The sequence below is a fragment of the Vibrio sp. 10N.222.52.B12 genome, from assembly GCF_002875385.1.
Lineage (GTDB): Bacteria > Pseudomonadota > Gammaproteobacteria > Enterobacterales > Vibrionaceae > Vibrio > Vibrio jasicida.
Window position 1 is genome coordinate 22,975 of the sequence record NZ_MDAW01000109.1, and the last position, 20,745, is coordinate 43,719.

The following is a 20,745-nucleotide window of genomic DNA, read 5'->3' on the forward strand; positions in this document are numbered from 1 at the left end:
CAAGGAGCATATATGAAAACGCAGTATTTACTCATTCCCGCGCTGTGCTTGAGCACCGCCGTGCACGCAAAAGTCACCTACGACGACGCACTGGAATCAAGCAAACCTTATGAATCCGCGAACGCAGCGGTACATAACCCTCCAGATACAAAAGGTTTAACCGACGCTGAATTCGACCCTGATGCATCAGAGAATGGGGAGTTTGGAACCTGGGCCACATTCACAGGAAACCCTTACTACATCGAATCTTCAATGATGTTTAAGGGAGACCCAACAGGGCAGCAATGCACCCCTAAAGGATCTTATGGCAGCCAAGATTATGAAGATTGCACACACGTTGGAAATGGTGATTATGATTGTGATATCCGCACCAAATACTACGAGTGCGAGTAGCCATTAATACACCTTCAAAAGCGCCGTCATTTAACGGCGCTTCTTTTTAAGAATCAAGTATGCCGATCGATCATAAAAATGCGTTTTATAGAACAAATGATCATAGATAAAACAGGATGTTAATGTCGTTTCATATGGTTAAATTTGATACAATTCGGCTAAGCAAGGAACCCGATTTAGGATAAATTATGCTCAACAAAACTTTTACGTTCATCTCTTTTGCTCTTTTATCCAGTCAAGCGTTTGCGGTTGAAAACGGAACTCCCATAGACTGGTCACAACACGATAATACGGTTCGATTCGACAGCCAACAAACCGGGCGTCAAGGTTTGTGTAGCGGCACCATCATTGCGGGACGCTACGTGCTAACCGCCGCGCACTGTCTTGAAGAATCAGAGCTTGATACTTTCACTATCTCAACCGGCGATAACTATTCCGCATCCAACCGAATTGGCCACCCAAACTTTGTCGAAGATGGTAGTTTCTCTGGTGAAGATGTGGGCATTGTGACCATAGCTCAACCAATCGAATACTCAAACATCCAATTCTTAAACATTGAAAACCGAGAAGAAAATGAGCCGATCATCATTGCGGGATTTGGAGGCACCATTGATACCCTCAACTCCGTTGGGCTGACGTTTAGCCATTACCACTGGGTCGATCATTTCGCTCTCTATGCCGACGTGGTTGACGAAGACAAGCACACCACCGGTGGGGATTCGGGGGCGGCGTGGATTAACCAAGATAATGACATTATGGCGATTCACAAAGGGAGTATTATGGTTAACGGTGCTAATGAAAAATATCGAGAAACCTACGGCACTGATATCCAAGCCGTACAAGATTTCTTAACGAGCAACATTGATGGATGGCATTACCCAACCTTAGCTGATGCGAATGGAAGAACGACCATCACCGTACAATCTCTGCACCAAGGTGGTGTCACCGATTCTGCTTATACAGAGGGCGATGTCACACTCCTTACTAACGAGAGCACCTGTATAACGAAAGGGATAATTTCCCCCTTTGAGCAGTGCACGTACGTCATTGAAAGCAATGGCGGTGAAGGCAAGTTGTTCTTGTCTGACTCTGAATCGGTTCACATCAACAAGCCAGAAGACAATGCCGGTGGCGGAAGTTCTGGCGGTGACAGTGGCGGTTCTTTGGGATTTTGGAGTCTACTCTTACTGAGTATTGCCTCACTACGCCGTAAGTACTAAGATTTCGGACTCATTTGATATTGGCCAGCGCTCACGCTGGCCTTTTTATTGGGTAAGTAAATCTCCACACACCAACTTATCCACAAAAAATATGAACAACTTAGGGATAACTTATGCAAGATACTGATATTAAGCGCTTAACGCCTCCGCCTTTGATTGACCGCTCGGCCATCATTGAGCTGATACAAAAAGAGCTCGTCAATTCACCGGAAGACCCTAAGTTCGATTGGATACTCCCTTTGATTCAGAGCACCCTCACTGAGTCAGTTCTCATCCATACCTACGGCAATCAAACCCAAGCGGCGGCGATACTGGGGATACATAAAGGCACGCTGCGTCGATATTATCGAGCACACGCTCATTGGAAAAACAAGAAGGCCAATCAGAGTCAAAACTAACGCTCACCTGCGCCGACGATAAATCATCACGGCATAACCGATGATTAATATCATCAGTCCCGCAGCGACATGAAACCTTGTTGTCGCCCACCAAGGTTCGCTGATTAACGCTTCTGTGTCATAAAAAATGGCTAGGTAGTCCAACACTGGTACAAAGCCGAGATAGAAAAAGACGCCAGAGATGGGCAGAAGATATTCCGCCAATGGGTTATGGAACAAGATAAACACAAGAAGCGCAAATGCTATGGTATGGATGTTCAGCATTTCTACTGTCACATCAAAAGGGATGCCAACCCACTGCTTAAAACCATTAGCAAGAAGCAAAAAGTACAAGCCTAGCCCACCAACAGTCACCCATACCCAATATTGTTGCTTGTATTTTCCCATCGACGTCTCCGCATTCTTTTATGATAAGTGTAGCGTAGCTACCCGAGCCATCACCTTGTTTTAACGGCATAAAAAAACCTCGAACCGAAGTCCGAGGTAGATGCGGAATAATAAGTACATCAATAAAGAGTAACAAGAAGCGATTTTCTAATAGGGCCAAGAAAATCGAGACCAATTGTACCCATCCGTTATATTGCTGTGTTAATCGTATGTCATTTTGTTCACAGTTTACCTTATTATTCCCTAGCCATCAGGGAGCGCTTAGAAACATGAAAACCAACGTTTTTCTCACGACGTTCATTGGACTGAGCCTAGTCTACATTCTGGGATTTCGCATTAATTTAACCTCTTCCTATCCGCTAGGTGTGTACCAAATCACGACTTCCCCGCCCTACCAGCGGGGTGAACTGGTCTCTTTCTGTCCCCCTAGTGGCAACGCAATAAACCTTGCTTTAGAGCGAGGCTATGTAAAGCACGGCACCTGCTCAAGTGGCAGCACACCGCTCATCAAGAAAATCATGGCCACTCAAGGCGACACCATTACCTTCGATAGTGTTATCAGCATAAACGGTGAAGCACTCACGCAATACCCAATCCATGCTGCAGATAGTCTTCATCGAACATTACCTAAGCCTCAAGACCTCACTCTGAATAAAGGCGAAGTTTTGCTGCTTTCAGATTTCGCCCCCTTTAACAGCTTCGATGGCCGCTACTTTGGCGCCGTTAGCACTGAGGCTATTCTCGGGCGGGCAACACCCATACTGACTTTTAAAGGAGGTTAGCTTCCTATGATAGACATCACCCCATACACCGACTGCATTTATCAAGTCCACCCGACCACCATCGAACAAGTCATAAAAAACGAATCGAGCTTCAAACCCTTCGCAATCAACGTCAATAAGCTTCCAGGCCATAGCCCACCCAAATTTAAACAACCGAGAACAAAAGAGGAAGCCATCGACTTGGCGAACTACTACCTCTCTCTTGGCCACTCTGTTGATTTGGGTCTGATGCAAATCAACACAAGCAACCTCAAGGCTTACGGCGTCACAATTGAAGAGATGTTTACCCCCTGCAAAAACATCCAGGTTGGCTCGAAAATTCTTCATGAAAGCTACCAACGCGCACTGAAAATAAATCCAGAGCCGGGCGCTGCGCTGCAAATCGCTCTCTCCTATTACAACACCGGCAGTCCTAACCGCGGTTTTAGAAATGGATACGTCAAAAAGTACATCAACAGCAGCATCACCCGACGTGTACGCGCAGCGCCATCCAGTATCTCAACTCAAGGACTTTATGACTAAATAACAAGACAACGTTCGCGCACGAATTTAGCGAGGAATGAAAGAAATGACGAAACTCCGGTTTGTACACGTGCAGGATACATTTTATCTCGTCATTTCTTTCACTATCAGTATAGGAAAAATTTTTCTCAGACAAAAAAATGCCCATATGAGATATGGACATAACGGAAGATTTTCACTTTTACTGTTTTTTGTACTCAACGCTCCATCGCGAGCCAAGGCTTATTGAATTACCTCATATCATGCTAACTCAAGTAATGCAGGACAAGAAGTGTCCTAAGGGTATCTAACTAAACCCTAACAAACATCTGACCAAAATACCCTCGATACAAAATGGACGCTCGTCATGCCATTTTTAAGCCTTAGAAACGGTACTCAATCCCCAAAACTTTCGCCTTTCTCTTTCCCTAACAACATCAAGGATGTGAACGAAATGGACAATGAATTACCCATTTTAGAATGCGATATCGAGCTGATGAGACGGCTCAATGTGCCAAGCCAAACCACATTAAAACAAGCTTCATCTGAGTTTGCCGCTTATTGGCAACGGGTGAGAAAAGAGGCAGACATGCGTGAAAAAACGCTCGTCACCGCGTCACATGCAGCGCCGAGTAAAAGAAATGACACCAAACCGTGAATGAATTTCACGCTTGGAGTGTTGGTGCCACCTCTTTCATAACACCCTACCTTCTCTTAATTAACATCTCAATCAAAAAGAGCTCCCCCATGCAATACGTTTTACTTCCCACCTCCAACGACCAAACCTTTCTTGCCGATTGCAAGGAAATCATCGCTATCAGGGAAGGCGTGACAGACCAACCCAAGTTTGATGAATCACACCTCACCTATCGCCTCATGTATGGCGCCTATAAGCCTCAAACCCACGCGAACGACACCACAGAAGAAGTCAAAGCGGACATCAGTGAAGCCATTGACCAATGGCTTATTCACATTGATGGCAAGCGCATCATCGATTTGAGTATCGAGGCCATTGTAGTTTCAGACAGCGTCATCAAACGCCAATGCAGCACATTAGCCCACCCAATAGAAACCCAAGATGTGGCCTTTGCCGCTCTGGTCAAGGCGCCTGCGTGCTTTGACATTAACAACAGACATTACCAAACCCGCACCGCTTATTTACGTTGGGATGGTATCGATGCCATCACCACACTGATGAATCGAAAAGGGTTGTTTGCCTTCACCAGTGAAGACAAACGATTCACACCAGAAGAGCCATTAACGAAGAAGAATTGGCGCTACTACGTTGACCATCTGCGGATGTTCAAAGAAGCCCGCCGTGCACAATAGGATAGTAAAAATGACCATTGAAAAACTCGATCACCCATCACTCATCGAACAGCTAGCCAAGCAAGCTCATCGAGGCTGTGGACTCAGCTTTGAGCTCTATAGCAGACGCTTTCAATCCTCTGTAAATGCACTTCTAGAACGTCTACCTGACGACGAAAAAGAAACCGTGATTGCGCTTGCAGAGCGGCATGGCTACGAGCGTGACCAACCCAATGTTGTGCAAAGTTCCACGCCAGATTGGGATGAAGACACTCGCTATTGTTCTCACGGCATTGATATCGACTGCGGCCCCAATGGATGCAGTGATTATGAATAACTCCAAGGTGGTAAGAGAGGACAAGGAAATGAATTCATCCATTCAACTGACCGATGAAGAAGAACAAGAACTTAGAGCATTTGAGGAGCAACATCGTCCCCTGCGTCGAAAAGACAAAACGATGACCTTACGCATTCAAGGCTACGACATGATGCGCCGAGCACGTTTACCTTTGCACTTTCGCGCTCGCATTCGAGAAATGAAAGTGGGGGATACTTTCATTATGGGGTCGATTCGTCATACCTATGACGCAGAGGATACTGGTGGGATTGAGTACGAAGGTGTCGCCGAAGTTTACGTTAAGCGTGAGCGCAGAGGGCTCTATCAAATTTATTGTAATTGGAGCCTATTAAGTAAACCGACACGCCCGATGACATTTGCTCATGTCACGTTCAAATGGGAAAAAGGCGGTATTTTTGCCTTTGTTAGCGAAAACGCCAAAATAAACTTACGAAACATTTGCTTAATCAGTCGCTTCATTCAGCGTCTGATCAAAAGGGCATCCTACGAAGACTTACACCATTATCATCAGCTTGGTTTTCCTGCCTTTCTGGTTGGCGTTAATGTAGATAAAAATAACCTCACCACCCGTTCTTACTGGTCCAAAATTCAAGAACGAAAAGTACGCTATAAATTCACCGATGAGCAACTACCCAAACCAATGATCGAGTGCATTGTAGACCTTGGAATGTTCACTGGCGCGATATCTTTTTAACGCATCGCTTTTATCTCCTAACAAGAGGACTGTACCGCCTATGCTTAATCCAATATTTAATCCAGACATCACACCTTCACATAAAAATGCGTTACGCATTTTTATTGATAGCATAACCGAGCACATCACACCGAACACGATAACACTCTATGCGTATCGAGTGGGCGCAAGATGCCTACACGTATTGAAACTCGATGATCAACTTGAAATCACCATCACCGATGGTAAAACCGAAATACCAGACGAGAAAAACAGTTTGGATTACTTACGCGTTAATCATATTCAAATCGGCGTGTTTGACAGTATGGACGTCACCTACTTACTCCATCATTTGTTGGAAGCGCTTAGGAAGAGAAACGCCGATCTCATTTATGTTGTTCAATGATAAAAAAGCAGAAGGGAGACGATGAAACCTGCCCTGAGTTGCGAGAAAGAAACAAGCCACACCGTCACTAATAACAGTAGTATCAATGCGTTGATATTTCCAGCGCTCGATATCGCGGTGGAAATCATCGCGCCCTGCGAGAGTTAAAACACGATCAACGAAATGCACAGCGCGATAACTTCCACACTCAGATTAGCACCTCACGAAACATTTTCCATCCACCGTCTCACTTATCCAACTATCCATCATGAGGAAAACTGGAAACCTCCAGGATCTATTTCCAGCCGATTGTGGGTAGATGGATAAGTGATTAAGTCCTCTGACTCAAACATCAACCAAAGGCAACACAAATTATGCAAGACATCATCAAAAAACTCAGCACCCCAAGACAAGCAAAAACGGTGCTCAAACACGCCAGTGTTGAGCAGCTTGAGCGCGTCTTAACTGTCATTACTGAGTTCAAACAAGAGAAAGAACTGGAAGCTCAAATACAAGCCGAGCGAGAGCAGCAAGAGCGCCAAGAGCTCGAAGCGATGCGCGAGCAAATCATTAATAAGGGGCTCGACTTTGACAAGTTGTGTGATCTAATGAAGCCGAAAAAGAAACCTCGTAAGGCAAGCAAAAGCGGCACCAACACGCCATCAAACACCTACGTTTATGGTGACAACAAAACGTGGGATGGCGTGGGTGAGGTGCCCGCGGAGTTGCAAAGTTTACTCGATGAAGGCTTCGAGCTTTCGGACTTTATGGCGCAATCCTAACTTCGTTTTGTCACAATAACACCGTCTCTTCCCCTCTCTCAATGCGCGCTTCTCGCGCACCACTCATTACGCCATTTCAATCCCAAAGGATTGCTAAATAGCGTAATGACGAACACGCAACATGACCATCCTTGAGGATGGGACGTGTTGTCCTTTCGTGAACGTCTCGTGTCAATTTTACTTTCAAATTTCAATCCCAAAGGATTGTTAAAGAGAAAGGAAAATTCGATGCACGAGGAGTGAGCGCTTAAAAAAGTCCGCAAGCAAAAACGCGAAATGCGTCGCCGCCAAAGTGTGGATTCCGGCGTTCCACGCCCCACTTTGGCAAGACAAATTGAGCGAAACAGCGCGGGCTTTTTTTCAATCTCAGCAAACGAAAAGCTCTGCTTTGAGTGCGCCTAGATTGCTAGCCCTAATTTCATTCAATCGCCCGAGCGCCCCCTCTGCGGGGCTTGATTGATAATGAAAATTAGGGTCGCAGCGTTCAGCGGAGAACCTGAGACAAGGGAGTCCCCGACCGCAGGCTCAGGCGGGGGAGCCGAAACAAAACGCTCAGCGTCCAGCGATTAAAGCGAGACCTCCCCAGAGGTCGATTTTGTTTTGGGGGCTTGCCCCCGAAAACCGTTGAGTAGGCGAGACCAAGCTCGTCTGGTTAGTTGAATAACGCGAATTTGAGCACAGGAGCTCGCCGACTGCCAAATGAGTGTTAATTCACCTTCCAGAGGGGCTTGGTCTCGCGTAGCGAGGCGGTTTTCGGCCTTTAATTAGAAGGATCAGCGCAGGGGCGTCCAGCCCCGAGCATGAGCCTTCTAATTCATTGAAAAAGCGCAGCTTTTGAGATGATTATCCCCTTCGGGATAACCCCATGCCTTGGAGCGTTCAGCGTAAAGGTTTGGGGATTCTATTGGCGTCAGCTATCGGCGTCACCTAAACGCCGATAGCTGACGCCGACCACTGACGCCGATAGTATTCAATCAAGGAGTATCAAGATCATGTTTGATATGATCATCAATCCCATTTTAGATCTGTCTTTACTGGCACTCTCTCAACTGTATTTGCTGACGTTTTACTATGCCAGCGTACTCAGTTTTCTCTCCGGTTTGATCTCCCCAACGATCTACTTTGACAAACCGGAAAAAAACGAAAAAGGCTCCCTATTGCGACGCCTGTTTATCTTCGTTGCGATCTTACTTTTTTTGTTTGGGACACTCGCCAACGTCACCATCCCAACACTGATTGCTGTGGTACAAACCGCCAGCTACGTACCTGTTTCAGAATTGGTGTATCCGTTTATCTCGTACTTCTATATTCCGCTGTTCTTCATTGGTGTGGGCACCCACATTGCCATTCGCCGAGTCGCGACACCACATCTGAACCAGCTTAAATCTAAGTTCACCAAACGCACGCAAATGGCGCGTGATGAACGCACCGACGTGCGCACGGTAAAGCACTTTTTACCGGAAACGCTGGCGTACGATCCCGAAGACTACATTGATCTCAATAAAGGCGTGTTTGTCGGATTGGATCGCGTACATAAACCGCAATACATCCCACTGGCTGACTTCCAAAAACAGCACGCGGACATCATCGGCACCACGGGTGCCGGTAAAGGGGTCGCCTCAGGATTGATCTTGTATCAACTTATCCTTGCTGATGAAGGCGTGTTTGTGATGGACCCTAAAAATGATGAATGGGCACCGCACTTGATGAAGTACGCCTGTGAAAAAGCGGGCAAACCTTTCTACCTGATTGACCTGAATAAAAAAGTGCCTCAACTCGATCTCTTAGCGGATGCAACGCCGGAACAAATCGAAGAGATAATGGTGGCTGGATTCAGCCTTGCCGAGAAAGGCGACGTGGCTGATTTCTATCGTATCGACGACAGAAAAGCGGCCAGAGAAGCCCCAATGAAGGCAACGGAAGAAGAGCGCCAGTCATTCAAAGGACTGTTCAGTTCACTCTATGTTCAAGGTCTTGAAGACACCATCAAAGCGTTCTACGGCAAACTTGAAGAACTCTCGTTAGTCGAGTCCATTAATGCGGTTGGCGGCATGCGACTGCAAGATGTGTTCGACCATGGCGGCTGTTGTTACGTCATTGGTTCAATGCGTAATTCGAAGATATTGATCACGCAGAAGATGATCTTAATCCGTTTATTTCAGCTTGCTGAAATGCGCGACCGTGTGGCGGGTAAGCCGCGTCCCATTGCTATCTTCTTGGATGAATTGAAATACCACATTTCAAAACCGGCGATGGAAGGTTTGGGCGCCGCACGTGACAAAGGGGTGCACATGCTTCTTGCCCACCAATCGATTGCCGATTTAAAAGACTGTCCGGCCGATCTTAACGGTGATGCCGTGGTGGGTGCAGTGGTCGAGAATACCAAGTTCAAATTGGTGTATCGCTTACAAGATCCCGACACCGCCGAATGGGTGTCTAAAATGTCCGGCACTATCTTGGTGGATGACGAAACTCGCTATGTCGAATCCAGCAAAACGCTCAATGAAGTGGTCGATGATAAACGCAACATCAGAATGGCCGAGAGGCAATATGTCGATACCAACATGTTGCTCAACCTGCCCAACTTTGTCAGCTATATCTTCACAACCAATGACGTTCCCAAGCCATCCTTGATTGCGCCGATCAAAGTACAAAAACAAACCCTCGTTACGTTCGATGAAACGCATCAAGAAAAAGAACTGGAGCTCTCTGTTGTGGCAGAAACGCGACAAGAGCTGGATGACCACTTAGCTTCACCAGAAGCGATAAGTGAAACAAATCAAGCGCCTGATGAAGACCTGAATCTTGATGCGTTCAACACTCAACCTACCCCCCTCGAACCTCACGACGAACAAGCGTTAGCAACAGAGATTGATGAGAAAGAAGTTGAGGCATTTCTAAAGAAAATTGAAGGAGTGGAACAATGAAACTGCACAGTAAACGCCTGTTATCGATATGGGATCACCACACCTACAGCGCCCATAAAAAGAAAATTAAAAAGCCCATCGATGGGCTTTTTATTTTCCAATCGCTTTTCTCTGTTGAAGCATTTGCGTCACGACCGGCTCAAAACCTGACCACGCAACTGGCCAAACGTACCGCCGACGCGTTACTTGAAAAAGTGCGTGCTCTGCGTAATGACATCAATCAACAGCACCGCCAGTTGATCAATGACTGCGACAGTGAAGACATTCGAGAAATCATAGTCAATGAGCCGATCGATGTGGCGGTGGAGTCGCGCCACTATACGCCAGCGAGCGTCATGTTAATGAAGGTCTTTTTATCTTGTGATGCGTACTTTGCTGCGCTTTATCAAGCGCGAATGGAAGGTGAGTTAACCGAAACAGAGATGCAACATCATCGAACCAGCACGACCGTTCAACTCGACGAACTGTTACGTAATGTGCATCGAACTTGCCTCTCTTTTCACAAAGTGCGCAAAGAAGCGGAGGCAAAAACATGAACCAATTGATCGCATCCAAACAAGCACGCTTACAGCGCAACCAGGAGAAGATGGCAACGGTAATACAGTTTCTAAAACATGAAACTTATACCGACTTAAATAACTTCATGTTGCTGCTTAATTATCGTGATAGAGCCCCCCTCGATCGACTATTAAATAAACTTATTCACCTTGGTTACCTCCACAAACATGAGTTTGAGTTTCAAACGGGTAAGGTTTCCATTTGGGGGATCACCGATTTAGGGATCACACAGAACATCAAAAGCATCAATGAAGACTTTCGTCCTTTTGAGCCACACCGAGTGAAGTTTCCAACACTGGAGCACAAGCTCATGAATCAAAAGGTGCAAATTTACTTACAGCAAAATGGTTGGAGCGATTGGCACAATGCCGATCAATATTCGTTTCGGCACCATTATGACGTAGAACACCGGCCTGATGCCATCATGACCACCCCAAACGGGTTCACTATCGCGATAGAAACAGAGCGAACCTTAAAAAACGCGTCTCGATATCGTTCGATATTCAAGAGCCATATCTTGGCGAAGCAAAAAGGTTATTGGAGCGCCGTGTTTTACATTGTCCCCAATGAAAACATGAAGCCACTGCTCGAAAAGCGCTTTGACCGCATTGAATACATTCCTTTCAGCGAATCCAAACACCCGTTTGAACATTACCGTTCAAAGCTCGTGCGTATCTTCACGCTCGACGAACTCAAAACCCTTACCCTTCAATAATTTCATCACTCACGCCTCCCTATCGATGCGTCGCATCGAGGGACACTGACATCTGGAGAAAACGTTATGCGTGTATTTATTGCAGAAAAGCCGTCGTTGGCGGTGGCCATCTTTAAAGGTCTCGGCGGTGACGTCAACACCGAGAAAAAAGACGGATACTATCAACATGGCCAAGAGGTGGTGACATGGTGCGTCGGTCACTTGCTTGCCCTGTGCGACCCAGAAGATTACAACATTGAACATAAAAAATGGGCCTTGTCGTACCTACCTTTGAGCACACACTACCCGCCAAGAATGAAGCCGCGTCAGGGCGCAGCGAAGCAGCTCAAAGTTGTGCTGAGTTGGATAGACAAAGCAGACAGCATTGTTCACGCAGGCGACCCCGATCCGGAAGGCTGTTTGTTGGTCGATGAGGTGCTGACCTATGCAAACAACACCAAGCCGGTGCAACGTGTCTTGATTGCCGATTTGAACGATAAGCCGGTGAAAGCTGCGCTGGCAAACTTACAGCCGAATGAACACTTCCAACCACTGACCCAAAAAGCGTTAGCTCGCGCTATCGCCGACCAAACCTTCGGTTATAACCTGACTCGCGCCTATACCCTTAAAGCGAGAGAGAAAGGTTTTGATGAAGTGCTCAATATTGGCCGAGTCATTACGGCGATGATAGGCATGATTAACGAACGCACCCTGGCAAACCAAAACCACCAGAAGCGCTTTTACTACGAGTTATTTGGTCACTTTGATATGGGTGGCAACATCATCAAAGGCAAGCTCATTCCTGATGAAGCATTCGAGCTCGATGACAAAGGTCGTATGATTTCGTCACTGGAAGTCGCGGCGACCAAAGAAGCGGACACCGGAGCAAATGCTCATATCTCCAGCATTGAACAAAAGACGGAACACCGCCAACCACCAATGCCATTCAACCTGTCAAAGCTGCAAATTGAAGCGTCAAAGCGATGGGGCTATAAACCGAAAGACGTGCTAGATACTTTGCAAGGGCTGTATGAAAAGCATAAGCTGCTGACCTATCCGCGCAGTGATAACCAGTACCTTTCCGATGCGCATCTGGAGAACCGCTCCAGTATCTTTGCGGCCATAACAGGGACACTGTCCCATCTTGATACCGCCATTGAACACGCCGCGACGACCTCCAGTCACAAAGCCTTTAATGCCAGCAAAATAGAAGCGCACCACGCGATTGTACCTACCGAGAAAAGCGGCGCTGGTATCGATCTTAACGACCGTGAGCGCAACCTGTATGAATTGGTGGCCAAACGCTTTATTGCGTTGTTCTACCCTGGCTCCGTACGCGACAAAGTGGCGCTTGATGTGGATTGCACCGGCCGCTGCTACCGTGCCACCCAAACCACTCTCAGCAAACAAGGGTGGGAAGTGCTGTTTAAAGGTGAACATCAAGACGAACCGAATCAAAACGCCCTAGATCTCACCTCGATGGTCAAAGGTACGCAAGGCTCGTGTACACAAGTGGATATGGAGCAGCGTGAAACCAAACCACCAAAATACTTTGATGACGCCGGTTTACTCAAAGCCATGACCCAAGCGGCCAAGTTCATTAAAGATCCGGAACTGCGCAAAACACTGGAGGCGAAAGACAAAGACACGGCGGGGGAAAACGGATCCATCGGGACAGAAGCCACGCGAAGCGGCCATATTGAAAAGGTAGGTAAGCTGACACACCTTGTTCGCTTAGGCAAAGAGAAAGGCTACAAAAACCCGGTCTACAAAACGACGGAAGCGGGACAAGAGTTCTGCGCCCTCCTCCCTGATGAGATTGTACGGCCAGACATTTCCGCGATTTGGGAGGGCAGCTTAGATAAGATTTCGAAGCAGCAGCTCAATATTGAATCGTTCTTAAGTGACGTAAACAAGTATATCCATCTCCAAGTCGAGCACGTCAAAACACACGGTGTGCCTTTCGTGAAGCGCAGCGGCGTGACTTGCCCAACCTGCCAGCAAGGCACGCTCATTAAACGCCCTGGTAAACATGGCCCATTTCATGCCTGCAATCGCTACCCTGATTGTAAGACGACGTTCCCTGACGACAACGGTAAGCCAAACTTCAACCCCAAGCCACGCCAGAGTGTTGCGCCAAGCACAGAAGAGTTCTGCAAACAGTGTGGCAATCCGCTTGTGCGAAGACCTGCCAAGAAAGAAGGATCATTTTGGTGGGGATGCAGTGGCTTTCCGAAATGTAAGGTGCGCTATTTTGACCAAAACGGCAAACCTGACCGTGATCGAGGCGAACTCTAACACTGAACAAACATCACAGCGCGTGATGATGTTAACCTTCCTTCAAAGTGCTGATTTATCTTAGCGCCATGGAAGGTGCTAAGATAAATACACCACCTCCCCGTCCAGTACGATAGAGCGTTATCCAAATGCGAGACAATCACGATCCTTGGGTGTGCTTAGAAGATGATGAAGATGACTATGTCCTCGAACGATTTGAGTTGCGAGTTCACGGTCGTAAACCACTCGTCCTCAATCACCCCTCGTTTTCCAAACTCATGTTCGTCACCCAGCAGTATCTCCACACGTCACAGGAAACCACCAAGCGAATATTAAGAGCCACCATCTTAGAAAGTGCTGAGCCCTTCACGGCGGATGAACACTGCCGATTGGTCTCTGCACTCGAAAGGCACTTAGCTGACGTCCATGAATGAAAAAACCCGATAACATCATCATGTTATCGGGCTATTTGGTGTCATCACAGTGTTCATGCGTGGCCATTTATTACAACCACTTTTAAACATTAATTCGCCTCTAAAGCGCCGTTATAAGCATAGACAAATGCGTCATAAACACTTGAATCTAAAAATTTTATGTTATCCAGAGCTTCACGCATGGTAGCCAACAATTCAACTTTACGGCTTCCTAAGTCTAAACCTACCTCTATTGCCTCAAGGTCTAATGTCGCATCCTCGTGACTAACAGGGGTATAGCGGTGTTTCGCTACTGAAATCATAAGATTGAGTTCAATATTGCATAGCGATATTGTCATGTTTGTTTTCATTTCCCCTCCATTTGACGATGAGTCAGTGAACCAACCACGCCGTAGGGTATCGACTATAATCAGCGCGGACATGATTCAACGAGAGTATAGGGTTGAGCTCCTTTCTGGACGCCCTCCCAAATATCACGCCATACGTTGATAACCGAACCACAACTTAGGCAGTTCAACACCACGCTGCCATCACGACCAACCATAATATGATTGTGTATGGTGCTGTGGCATCGAGCGCATGGGTGCAAACCCGCAAAGCTGACACCGGCACTGGCAAGAGCGCGAAGATTCAGGACCAGCCCCTCTTCATGAAGCGGACTTTGTGTTTCAATCCAGGCTTCATTGACGCAGCACCAAATGTACAAGCGCCCCTCTTCTGTCAGTGACAAGTAGCTATGACGCGCTAAATGATAGTGCGTCGCCACCTTCGATGGGGTGTTTTCAAAGATTTGTTGGGTGTTCACGATAGCATCAAGTTTTAACATTAGACTTCTCCAATAAAGTAAAAAAGAGAAGCCCCACAGGACTTCTCCTGTGGTAAAAAGCGCTTAACGCTTCAATGGCTTAAACCATTAGTTAATCACGCGAGCAATGTTCTCCCACTCAGCGTGTTCTCTGGCGTAATCCATGAGCAAAACTTGATGCTCACTGAGGTTATCCAGCTCCGCTTTGTTGCCCTTTTGATAAGCAGACATGGCGCAGTTGCCCAACATGATTATCCAGATACAAATACCTGCGGCTTCCTTAGAAAGCGATGCTGACGCACAGTTGTAATCATTATTGACAGCGACAGGCTCACCCATTTCTGGATAAGCAAACTTCCCGCCATTGCTTAACGTCACAAACTCCCAGTAACCACCAGAATAATCCGGTAAAAACTGATCAGAAAAATGATACACAGCTTGCTCAACCGTGAGGTAGTTTGAGGTCATTGATGGATAAAAATTAGGGCGTTCCTGAGTGGGAACAATTGATGCAGTAATCATGACGATCACCTTTGAATTGATGGATTGACAACAAGCGAGGCTATCAATCATAATCTTGGGCTCTGGCACCACTCGATTATGAATGGTAGCACTGGCCAAGATTTACAACGTCTGATGCGTTGTGCTGCTAGTATAACGAAGTGTGAAAAAGCTCGTCAATCAATGACGGGCTTTTTTCTTATCAAAATCGGCTAACATGCCACTCAATTGAAGCTCTGTCCCTCCTTTTTCTAGGTGGTCTTGATAGCGACGCTGGGCGTGAACCTTTTTCACGAGCAGTGCTTGACGCTCTTCGGGTGTGCGTCGAGGTAAATGGCTTTCGGTTTCATGTGCCAAGGCAAACTTGAAGTCCTCATTTTTGCTCAGCAAATAGAGGTCGAACATCATGTCATCGAATGAGCAGTAAACTTGGCTTTCAAAGTTCTCTCTGAGAGACCGGTTTGACTCCCCGTCATCGTAAAAAAACAGCCCAGTTTTAATCGCTTCTATTTTTTTCATTGCGCCTCCATTTAAATGCATCCAAACGCATAGATTAACCGATCCAGATTGAACAAAAAAAAGCCCGATCATGCAATAACATGATCGGGCACTTTCGCTATGCCGCTTTAGAAATCTTCATTTCATTCAGCGACATGAGGTATTGATGCGCTTTACTGGCTTGAGCGGCGGCTTTAAAAACATAACGCTTGTCATTTTTCAACGCCTCCAACCAGTTTGCGATATAAGATTCGTGTTGAACGTCACCAACTATCCCCAAATCAGCCATGGTAAAAGCGGCCCCGAGTTCAGCGATTAACTCTTCAAAAGCGTAATCCTTGCTACCAAACCGCCCTTTGCTGTCACGATCTAAACGAGATTGATGTCCCGTCCAATGCGTCAACTCATGCATAATGGTGGCATAGAGATCGGCTGTCGAAGCGAACCTTTCACGTTCAGGAATGACAACGTCATCCGTAGATGGACGATAAAACGCTTTCTGTCCACCATAACGAATAGATACCCCCGTCTGCTGAATGAAGCGCTCAGCTTCATCAATCAATGCTATCTCATCACGTTCAGGGCGCGCCATGGCCACTTCATCGTCTTCAATACCATCAATTTGATCAACGTTAAAAACCTTAAAGGTTCGTAACATCGCGTAGGTATCTTGCTCGTCATTATCATCTTCGTGCCGGTTTTTCTTCTCCACGATTTTGAAAAAGAAAATCGCTGTCCCTTTTTCTCCCTTTCTAACCTGGCCACCAAGCGCTTTCGACTGCTTGTACGTCAGCCATTTGTTGGATGAAAAGCGGTTAAGCTGCGCACTCATCCAAAGTAACATGATATTCAACCCTTTATATTCGGTTTGACTCTGATAGTTACATGGAATGCCTGATGCGTGGGTCACATCCCAAGGGCATGACCAAGGTTTAACCCCTTGCTCTAGCGCCTCGATGACTTGATTGGTGATGTCTTGGTAAAAATCGTTTTTCATTGGTTTTGTAGCCATGTCGCTACTCCTTGAATGAGTAAATTGATAACAATTTGCTTATTCGGCTGGCAACGGCCAGTCGAACTGGCGTTGCCTGCGGAGTCGTTCCGCTACAGAAGGGGGTCACTTAGTCACATAAGAATGTCACCTTGATGACAGGCTTGTGACCTAAGTGGTAAGCGTCACCAAAAAGTAACGGCCCCATAAAGGAGCAGTCTTGGATGTCACTCTGACCAACCGTCTTTAGATTTTCATTGTGGATCACCGTATCACCGGCGTTGATGGTTTTGATGTGCACTTCTTCTAAGCGCATAGCGCTTGATTTTTGGAAGCTCGTACCCAGTTCTAGCATCAGGCGTCTCCTTTAAAATAAAACAAGAGAAGCCCCCACAGGCCTTCTCCTGTGGTGAGTACAACGCGCTGAGCGCTAATGAATGGATGTGATAAAGTGAGCAATATTATCCCACTCTACGTGCTCGTTCGCGTATTCCATAAGTCGCGAATGATAATGGCTGAAATTGTCCATTTCGACAAAATGGTCTCGTTCAAGCGCCACCGTTGCACAGGTTCGTAATGCCACCAACCAAATACAAATGCCTGCCGCTTCTTGAGAAAACGCATGCCAGGTATCGTGATTCGGATCGTAGAAAGTGACGGGCGCCTCCATAACCGGATAGGCGAACCGACCACCGTTACTTAGTGTCAGAAATTGCCAATACCTTCCCCCCTTCCTGTAATACCCCTTTAGGTATAGTTCAGAGAAGCGGTGGATCGTTCTTTTCAAAAAACGAAATTGCTTTGTCGTGGATGGATAAAACGTTAAACGTTCTTGCTTGGGGATCATTGCGGCAGTAATCATGACGATCACCTTTGAATTGATGGATTGAAGACAAGCGAGGCCATCAATCATAATCTTGGGCTCTGGCACCACTCGATTATGAATGGTTGCCTTAGCCAAGATTTACAACGTCTGATGCGTTGCGTCTCCAGTATATCGGAGTATAAAAAAGCCCGTCAATTTAATGATGGGCTTTTTTGAGGGGAAAATCAGAAAGAGCGCTGCTGGTCTCTTCCTCGGAGCCTCCGTTTTCAATGTGCTCTTGATAGCGTCGTCGTGCATGAACTTTTTTGATGATGATGTCCTGCCGCTCTTCTGCCGTGCGTCGCGGAAAATGGCTGTCCGTTTCATGCGGTAAAGCGAACTTAAAATCATCATTTTGGCTAAGCACGAGCAAATCCGCCATGTAGTCTTGGTAAGAGGCGTACACCACGCTTTGAAATGACGCGATACATTCTTGGGTCTCTTGACCATCATCAAACATCCATTCATCCGTTATGATTGCTTCGATACGCTTCATGTCTCTTCCTCGTCGTTAAGGTTTCATATATTCCGTTGCCAATAAGCTTGCGAGCGCCATCAGGAACGGGACGGCTCTTAAGTAACTGGCCATGTTCAATGATGATATGACCGCCCCCTATGCCATATCGCCTTTTAGGCTCACTCGTCATCGCCCTCTTTATTCATCGTCGGTGAATGTGCCGAAAACCGTGATTAAGGCGTCAACAAACTCACCCGCTTTAACCTCTCCCAGAAAGCACGGCTTGAAATCGTCGGTTGCCATGTATTTTTTCTTGGCTGGCACGTAAACCATCGAACTAGGGTTCGCCGCTAAATAGTCTTGAAATACCTTGCTCACCTTTTGCCGACCTAAGCCCAGGTGACGGTAAATGTCTTTACTGGTAACGTGACCGTTTAGAAGTAGCTTGGCATCAATCAGCTTTAAAACGGCATCATCGAGCAAGGGTTTAGACATGCAATTCCCTCTCTGCTCGCGCATTGGCTTGGCGTTTGATCTCTTGGGCTTTCATGACTTTAGCGCCCATGATGACGACTCTCAGAAAGCCTTGTTTGGATTCGGTTTTGTTCCAGTTATCGAGGTTCTGGCGGGTAGTACATGCGTACATCGCCAATTCATCAACGGTATTAAAACCGGCCATTTTGCTCAGCTCTGACAACTTATAATCGGGTATAAAGCTCAAAGGATACCTCCATCATCGTAAGTAAAAATACTTTACCATTAAATACAAATCAGTAAAGTATATTGACACTACACAAGTAATCTGTATAAATAATTGACGAAGCAATCACATTTAGAGTCCTTCGCGGCGGCTTGAACGGCTTTGAGAAATCGTCGAGAAACAAAACGATAGAGAGGGAAGTAGAAAGCTTTAAACAGACTACCGATTCACTGTTAAACCTCTCTTGACAATAAGGCATCACTCAAAAAAAAACCACCGTGAGAGCGGTGGCAGTACAAAATAGACTTGTCGATTTTACACATTGGAGTGTTGAGTAGTGCTATAAACAAATACTCGTCAGATGTATAAGGCAAATCGGAGTGAAGTAACTTGCCTTCGTTAAATAGCCTAACGCCCATCGCACCAAGTAGCAATGCTATTGCATATCATTTACAAAGCAATAGTGAGATATGTCGCTCCCCTCACTTTTTGAGGCTTTATTAATCACTGTTCCGTTATTAGCAATGTGACGACATGACGTTACTTGCGCCTCACTCCCAAAGATACTTTCTTGATACAGATAAAGACCAGCACAGAGCATAACCGCATTGATAACCGCCAAACACAAGCAGCGTCAAAATAGTAATAGACAAACAAAAGGATAGAGAGGGACGCTGAAAAGCTTTAGAATGGCGTTGGGTGCTCTTGGTGTTTCTACCATGAGCATTTCACTTGAGCATATTTGCAAGTGGTAGAAAGAACAAAGCCCCGAATGAACTATAAATTCAAACGAGGCGATGTAATGTATCTGACAATACAAATACTAGCCTCTTCATCGAGTGGAGGCAATGAAAAATGCCAAAAAGTAAAACCGCCCTGATGGGCTTAGTGGTCATTTGCATCACAATACTGTGTGGACTTCTGATAGTCCGAGACTCGCTTTGCGAGGTTCGGTATAAAGGAGGCGGCACAGACTTTCTGGCACGCTTCGTTGTCTACGAAACACGTATGAAGTAGCTGGACAGGAAGAGGGGCAACCCTCTTCCTGATTCAGTATTGTAACGAGACAGGTCAACGAGCACCCATATTCTAAAAACTAATCCTCAACGTTATCTTGGCTATGCAAATCAAACGAGACTTTGACTACTACCACAACCTTCACAACGTAATTACCCACGCCCTGCTTCATTTACTGTGTCAGGTATCCGTATCCACCCGCTTTGTACCAGTCGCGACACGCAATGACATTCTGATCAAATACCTCAAACCAAAGCTCAACGATAAGTCATTATCGAATATCAAAAAAGACATCAAACTGATGCTCAGCGTAGCGAGAAAACAAGGGGGAAACTTAGAGATGCGATTACATGAACTGAACTCACAAGCAAATCGAACGAAACTTGTTGGCGCTGAAAAACTGTATAACTTACTGGTTCATTTATATGACGCAGAAGGGATCGAGTCTCGATTGTTTGAAGAAGGCAGCGAAGCAGAACCTAATATTCTTTACATGATTTCAGATCAGATAGAGCATGGCTTTGATCAAGAACACAAGCAAGTGGCACCACTGTCTATGCTAATCCAGTTGGAACGCGCACCAGAGCTCATTAACTCCATCAACACTCACGGCCTGTTCCTGGCTGAAATGAAGGAGTGGAATGCCCAGACACACCAAGCGCATATCCTAGTATATCCCGTTGACTATCGGGTGTAATGCAGCAGAAACGTATGCGACACAGTGAATCACAAACCGAACAAAGGACACCGATTTTATGCCGACTTTTCACGTTACGTATTTCAATGCAAAAGAAAAGAAAATTGAGAAAGAAAGGGTCATGACTCAAATAGGTT

The 20,745-nt window shown here is 46.2% G+C and carries 28 protein-coding genes; 17 read left to right on the forward strand and 11 right to left on the reverse strand.

Annotation, left to right across the window (positions count from 1 at the left end; all coding sequences use genetic code 11):
- Positions 1 to 12: 12 nt before the first annotated feature.
- The 3 genes from BCT11_RS08945 (at position 13) to BCT11_RS08955 (ending at position 2,011) form a co-directional block, all read left to right on the forward strand.
- Positions 13 to 393 carry a hypothetical protein gene (locus BCT11_RS08945; RefSeq protein WP_102388088.1) on the forward strand — a complete coding sequence of 127 codons (381 nt, stop codon included), beginning with the start codon at positions 13 to 15 and terminating at the stop codon, positions 391 to 393.
- A gap of 188 nt (positions 394 to 581) precedes the next feature.
- A complete protein-coding gene (locus BCT11_RS08950) occupies positions 582 to 1,613 on the forward strand; it encodes a trypsin-like serine protease (protein ID WP_102388089.1) in 1,032 nt (343 codons plus the stop codon).
- 113 nt (positions 1,614 to 1,726) lie between these two features.
- Positions 1,727 to 2,011, forward strand: coding sequence for a helix-turn-helix domain-containing protein (locus BCT11_RS08955; protein ID WP_102388090.1), 285 nt, complete (start codon positions 1,727 to 1,729; stop codon positions 2,009 to 2,011).
- Between the two features lie 3 nt (positions 2,012 to 2,014).
- Here the strand turns inward: BCT11_RS08955 and BCT11_RS08960 are convergent, their stop codons facing one another.
- Complete coding sequence (locus tag BCT11_RS08960) at positions 2,015 to 2,398, reverse strand: hypothetical protein (RefSeq protein ID WP_102388091.1); 384 nt, start codon at positions 2,396 to 2,398, stop codon at positions 2,015 to 2,017.
- Between the two features lie 269 nt (positions 2,399 to 2,667).
- Here BCT11_RS08960 and traF point away from each other — a divergent pair, with 269 nt between their 5' ends.
- The 12 genes from traF to BCT11_RS09025 all read left to right on the forward strand — a co-directional run bounded on the left by traF (position 2,668) and on the right by BCT11_RS09025 (position 13,664).
- Positions 2,668 to 3,180, forward strand: a complete 513-nt coding sequence (gene traF / locus BCT11_RS08965) for a conjugative transfer signal peptidase TraF (RefSeq protein WP_157939358.1) — start codon at positions 2,668 to 2,670, stop codon at positions 3,178 to 3,180.
- Between the two features lie 6 nt (positions 3,181 to 3,186).
- The gene (locus tag BCT11_RS08970; RefSeq protein WP_102388093.1) at positions 3,187 to 3,702 is read left to right on the forward strand and encodes a lytic transglycosylase domain-containing protein; all 516 of its coding nucleotides are present in this window, start codon (positions 3,187 to 3,189) and stop codon (positions 3,700 to 3,702) included.
- 346 nt (positions 3,703 to 4,048) lie between these two features.
- On the forward strand, positions 4,049 to 4,339 hold the full coding sequence (locus BCT11_RS08980) for a hypothetical protein (RefSeq protein ID WP_102388095.1): 291 nt from the start codon (positions 4,049 to 4,051) through the stop codon (positions 4,337 to 4,339).
- Positions 4,340 to 4,428: 89 nt separating this feature from the next.
- Positions 4,429 to 5,010, forward strand: coding sequence for a hypothetical protein (locus tag BCT11_RS08985; protein ID WP_102388096.1), 582 nt, complete (start codon positions 4,429 to 4,431; stop codon positions 5,008 to 5,010).
- A gap of 10 nt (positions 5,011 to 5,020) precedes the next feature.
- Positions 5,021 to 5,326, forward strand: a complete 306-nt coding sequence (locus tag BCT11_RS08990; protein WP_102388097.1) for a hypothetical protein — start codon at positions 5,021 to 5,023, stop codon at positions 5,324 to 5,326.
- Positions 5,319 to 6,041 (forward strand): hypothetical protein, encoded by a 723-nt coding sequence (locus BCT11_RS08995; protein ID WP_241909006.1) that lies wholly within the window; start codon positions 5,319 to 5,321, stop codon positions 6,039 to 6,041. The genes BCT11_RS08990 and BCT11_RS08995 overlap by 8 nt, the downstream gene beginning before the upstream one ends.
- Before the next feature lie 40 nt (positions 6,042 to 6,081).
- Positions 6,082 to 6,426: a hypothetical protein gene (locus BCT11_RS09000; protein ID WP_102388099.1), complete on the forward strand. Its 345-nt coding sequence runs from the start codon at positions 6,082 to 6,084 to the stop codon at positions 6,424 to 6,426.
- A gap of 353 nt (positions 6,427 to 6,779) precedes the next feature.
- Positions 6,780 to 7,187 (forward strand): H-NS family nucleoid-associated regulatory protein, encoded by a 408-nt coding sequence (locus tag BCT11_RS09005; protein ID WP_102388100.1) that lies wholly within the window; start codon positions 6,780 to 6,782, stop codon positions 7,185 to 7,187.
- A gap of 992 nt (positions 7,188 to 8,179) precedes the next feature.
- The gene (locus BCT11_RS09010) at positions 8,180 to 10,114 is read left to right on the forward strand and encodes a type IV secretory system conjugative DNA transfer family protein (protein WP_102388101.1); all 1,935 of its coding nucleotides are present in this window, start codon (positions 8,180 to 8,182) and stop codon (positions 10,112 to 10,114) included.
- Entirely contained in the window at positions 10,111 to 10,650 is a 540-nt protein-coding gene (locus BCT11_RS09015; protein WP_102388102.1) for a DUF1845 domain-containing protein, read from the forward strand. Before BCT11_RS09010 ends, BCT11_RS09015 begins: the two co-directional genes overlap by 4 nt.
- Complete coding sequence (gene mobC, locus BCT11_RS09020; protein WP_102388103.1) at positions 10,647 to 11,387, forward strand: MobC family replication-relaxation protein; 741 nt, start codon at positions 10,647 to 10,649, stop codon at positions 11,385 to 11,387. The genes BCT11_RS09015 and mobC overlap by 4 nt, the downstream gene beginning before the upstream one ends.
- Positions 11,388 to 11,453: 66 nt before the next feature.
- The gene (locus BCT11_RS09025; RefSeq protein WP_102388104.1) at positions 11,454 to 13,664 is read left to right on the forward strand and encodes a DNA topoisomerase; all 2,211 of its coding nucleotides are present in this window, start codon (positions 11,454 to 11,456) and stop codon (positions 13,662 to 13,664) included.
- A gap of 502 nt (positions 13,665 to 14,166) precedes the next feature.
- Here the strand turns inward: BCT11_RS09025 and BCT11_RS09035 are convergent.
- From BCT11_RS09035 to BCT11_RS09080, 10 genes are all read right to left on the reverse strand, one after another.
- Entirely contained in the window at positions 14,167 to 14,427 is a 261-nt protein-coding gene (locus BCT11_RS09035) for a hypothetical protein (protein ID WP_133152145.1), read from the reverse strand.
- Positions 14,428 to 14,486: 59 nt separating this feature from the next.
- Complete coding sequence (locus BCT11_RS09040; RefSeq protein WP_102388107.1) at positions 14,487 to 14,903, reverse strand: hypothetical protein; 417 nt, start codon at positions 14,901 to 14,903, stop codon at positions 14,487 to 14,489.
- 87 nt (positions 14,904 to 14,990) lie between these two features.
- Positions 14,991 to 15,404 (reverse strand): antirestriction protein, encoded by a 414-nt coding sequence (locus BCT11_RS09045; RefSeq protein WP_025789709.1) that lies wholly within the window; start codon positions 15,402 to 15,404, stop codon positions 14,991 to 14,993.
- A gap of 159 nt (positions 15,405 to 15,563) precedes the next feature.
- Positions 15,564 to 15,902 carry a hypothetical protein gene (locus BCT11_RS09050; RefSeq protein ID WP_102388108.1) on the reverse strand — a complete coding sequence of 113 codons (339 nt, stop codon included), beginning with the start codon at positions 15,900 to 15,902 and terminating at the stop codon, positions 15,564 to 15,566.
- A 97-nt stretch (positions 15,903 to 15,999) separates the two neighbouring features.
- The gene (locus BCT11_RS09055; RefSeq protein ID WP_102388125.1) at positions 16,000 to 16,893 is read right to left on the reverse strand and encodes a zincin-like metallopeptidase domain-containing protein; all 894 of its coding nucleotides are present in this window, start codon (positions 16,891 to 16,893) and stop codon (positions 16,000 to 16,002) included.
- Positions 16,894 to 17,002: 109 nt separating this feature from the next.
- The gene (locus tag BCT11_RS09060) at positions 17,003 to 17,227 is read right to left on the reverse strand and encodes a hypothetical protein (protein WP_198593933.1); all 225 of its coding nucleotides are present in this window, start codon (positions 17,225 to 17,227) and stop codon (positions 17,003 to 17,005) included.
- Positions 17,228 to 17,302: 75 nt separating this feature from the next.
- Entirely contained in the window at positions 17,303 to 17,833 is a 531-nt protein-coding gene (locus BCT11_RS09065; protein WP_241909007.1) for an antirestriction protein, read from the reverse strand.
- Positions 17,834 to 17,894: 61 nt separating this feature from the next.
- Positions 17,895 to 18,233, reverse strand: coding sequence for a hypothetical protein (locus tag BCT11_RS09070; protein WP_102388129.1), 339 nt, complete (start codon positions 18,231 to 18,233; stop codon positions 17,895 to 17,897).
- A gap of 159 nt (positions 18,234 to 18,392) precedes the next feature.
- A complete protein-coding gene (locus BCT11_RS09075) occupies positions 18,393 to 18,689 on the reverse strand; it encodes a hypothetical protein (protein ID WP_102388131.1) in 297 nt (98 codons plus the stop codon).
- On the reverse strand, positions 18,682 to 18,915 hold the full coding sequence (locus BCT11_RS09080) for a hypothetical protein (RefSeq protein WP_023623340.1): 234 nt from the start codon (positions 18,913 to 18,915) through the stop codon (positions 18,682 to 18,684). Before BCT11_RS09080 ends, BCT11_RS09075 begins: the two co-directional genes overlap by 8 nt.
- A gap of 834 nt (positions 18,916 to 19,749) precedes the next feature.
- On the opposite strand from BCT11_RS09080, the gene BCT11_RS09085 reads away from it, so the two are divergent.
- The gene (locus BCT11_RS09085) at positions 19,750 to 19,911 is read left to right on the forward strand and encodes a Hok/Gef family protein (RefSeq protein ID WP_077202352.1); all 162 of its coding nucleotides are present in this window, start codon (positions 19,750 to 19,752) and stop codon (positions 19,909 to 19,911) included.
- A gap of 103 nt (positions 19,912 to 20,014) precedes the next feature.
- Entirely contained in the window at positions 20,015 to 20,608 is a 594-nt protein-coding gene (locus BCT11_RS09090) for a DUF2913 family protein (RefSeq protein WP_102388132.1), read from the forward strand.
- The last annotated feature ends 137 nt before the right edge of the window (positions 20,609 to 20,745 follow it).

Excerpts from the sequence above, each read along its gene's own strand:
- BCT11_RS08945 (WP_102388088.1), top strand. The coding sequence starts at position 13 with ATGAAAACGCAGTATTTACTCATTCCCGCGCTGTGCTTGAGCACCGCC.
- BCT11_RS08950 (WP_102388089.1), top strand. The coding sequence starts at position 582 with ATGCTCAACAAAACTTTTACGTTCATCTCTTTTGCTCTTTTATCCAGT.
- BCT11_RS08955 (WP_102388090.1), top strand. The coding sequence starts at position 1,727 with ATGCAAGATACTGATATTAAGCGCTTAACGCCTCCGCCTTTGATTGAC.
- BCT11_RS08960 (WP_102388091.1), bottom strand. The coding sequence starts at position 2,398 with ATGGGAAAATACAAGCAACAATATTGGGTATGGGTGACTGTTGGTGGG.
- traF (WP_157939358.1), top strand. The coding sequence starts at position 2,668 with ATGAAAACCAACGTTTTTCTCACGACGTTCATTGGACTGAGCCTAGTC.
- BCT11_RS08970 (WP_102388093.1), top strand. The coding sequence starts at position 3,187 with ATGATAGACATCACCCCATACACCGACTGCATTTATCAAGTCCACCCG.
- BCT11_RS08980 (WP_102388095.1), top strand. The coding sequence starts at position 4,049 with ATGCCATTTTTAAGCCTTAGAAACGGTACTCAATCCCCAAAACTTTCG.
- BCT11_RS08985 (WP_102388096.1), top strand. The coding sequence starts at position 4,429 with ATGCAATACGTTTTACTTCCCACCTCCAACGACCAAACCTTTCTTGCC.
- BCT11_RS08990 (WP_102388097.1), top strand. The coding sequence starts at position 5,021 with ATGACCATTGAAAAACTCGATCACCCATCACTCATCGAACAGCTAGCC.
- BCT11_RS08995 (WP_241909006.1), top strand. The coding sequence starts at position 5,319 with ATGAATAACTCCAAGGTGGTAAGAGAGGACAAGGAAATGAATTCATCC.
- BCT11_RS09000 (WP_102388099.1), top strand. The coding sequence starts at position 6,082 with ATGCTTAATCCAATATTTAATCCAGACATCACACCTTCACATAAAAAT.
- BCT11_RS09005 (WP_102388100.1), top strand. The coding sequence starts at position 6,780 with ATGCAAGACATCATCAAAAAACTCAGCACCCCAAGACAAGCAAAAACG.
- BCT11_RS09010 (WP_102388101.1), top strand. The coding sequence starts at position 8,180 with ATGTTTGATATGATCATCAATCCCATTTTAGATCTGTCTTTACTGGCA.
- BCT11_RS09015 (WP_102388102.1), top strand. The coding sequence starts at position 10,111 with ATGAAACTGCACAGTAAACGCCTGTTATCGATATGGGATCACCACACC.
- mobC (WP_102388103.1), top strand. The coding sequence starts at position 10,647 with ATGAACCAATTGATCGCATCCAAACAAGCACGCTTACAGCGCAACCAG.
- BCT11_RS09025 (WP_102388104.1), top strand. The coding sequence starts at position 11,454 with ATGCGTGTATTTATTGCAGAAAAGCCGTCGTTGGCGGTGGCCATCTTT.
- BCT11_RS09035 (WP_133152145.1), bottom strand. The coding sequence starts at position 14,427 with ATGAAAACAAACATGACAATATCGCTATGCAATATTGAACTCAATCTT.
- BCT11_RS09040 (WP_102388107.1), bottom strand. The coding sequence starts at position 14,903 with ATGTTAAAACTTGATGCTATCGTGAACACCCAACAAATCTTTGAAAAC.
- BCT11_RS09045 (WP_025789709.1), bottom strand. The coding sequence starts at position 15,404 with ATGATTACTGCATCAATTGTTCCCACTCAGGAACGCCCTAATTTTTAT.
- BCT11_RS09050 (WP_102388108.1), bottom strand. The coding sequence starts at position 15,902 with ATGAAAAAAATAGAAGCGATTAAAACTGGGCTGTTTTTTTACGATGAC.
- BCT11_RS09055 (WP_102388125.1), bottom strand. The coding sequence starts at position 16,893 with ATGGCTACAAAACCAATGAAAAACGATTTTTACCAAGACATCACCAAT.
- BCT11_RS09060 (WP_198593933.1), bottom strand. The coding sequence starts at position 17,227 with ATGCTAGAACTGGGTACGAGCTTCCAAAAATCAAGCGCTATGCGCTTA.
- BCT11_RS09070 (WP_102388129.1), bottom strand. The coding sequence starts at position 18,233 with ATGAAGCGTATCGAAGCAATCATAACGGATGAATGGATGTTTGATGAT.
- BCT11_RS09075 (WP_102388131.1), bottom strand. The coding sequence starts at position 18,689 with ATGTCTAAACCCTTGCTCGATGATGCCGTTTTAAAGCTGATTGATGCC.
- BCT11_RS09085 (WP_077202352.1), top strand. The coding sequence starts at position 19,750 with ATGCCAAAAAGTAAAACCGCCCTGATGGGCTTAGTGGTCATTTGCATC.
- BCT11_RS09090 (WP_102388132.1), top strand. The coding sequence starts at position 20,015 with ATGCAAATCAAACGAGACTTTGACTACTACCACAACCTTCACAACGTA.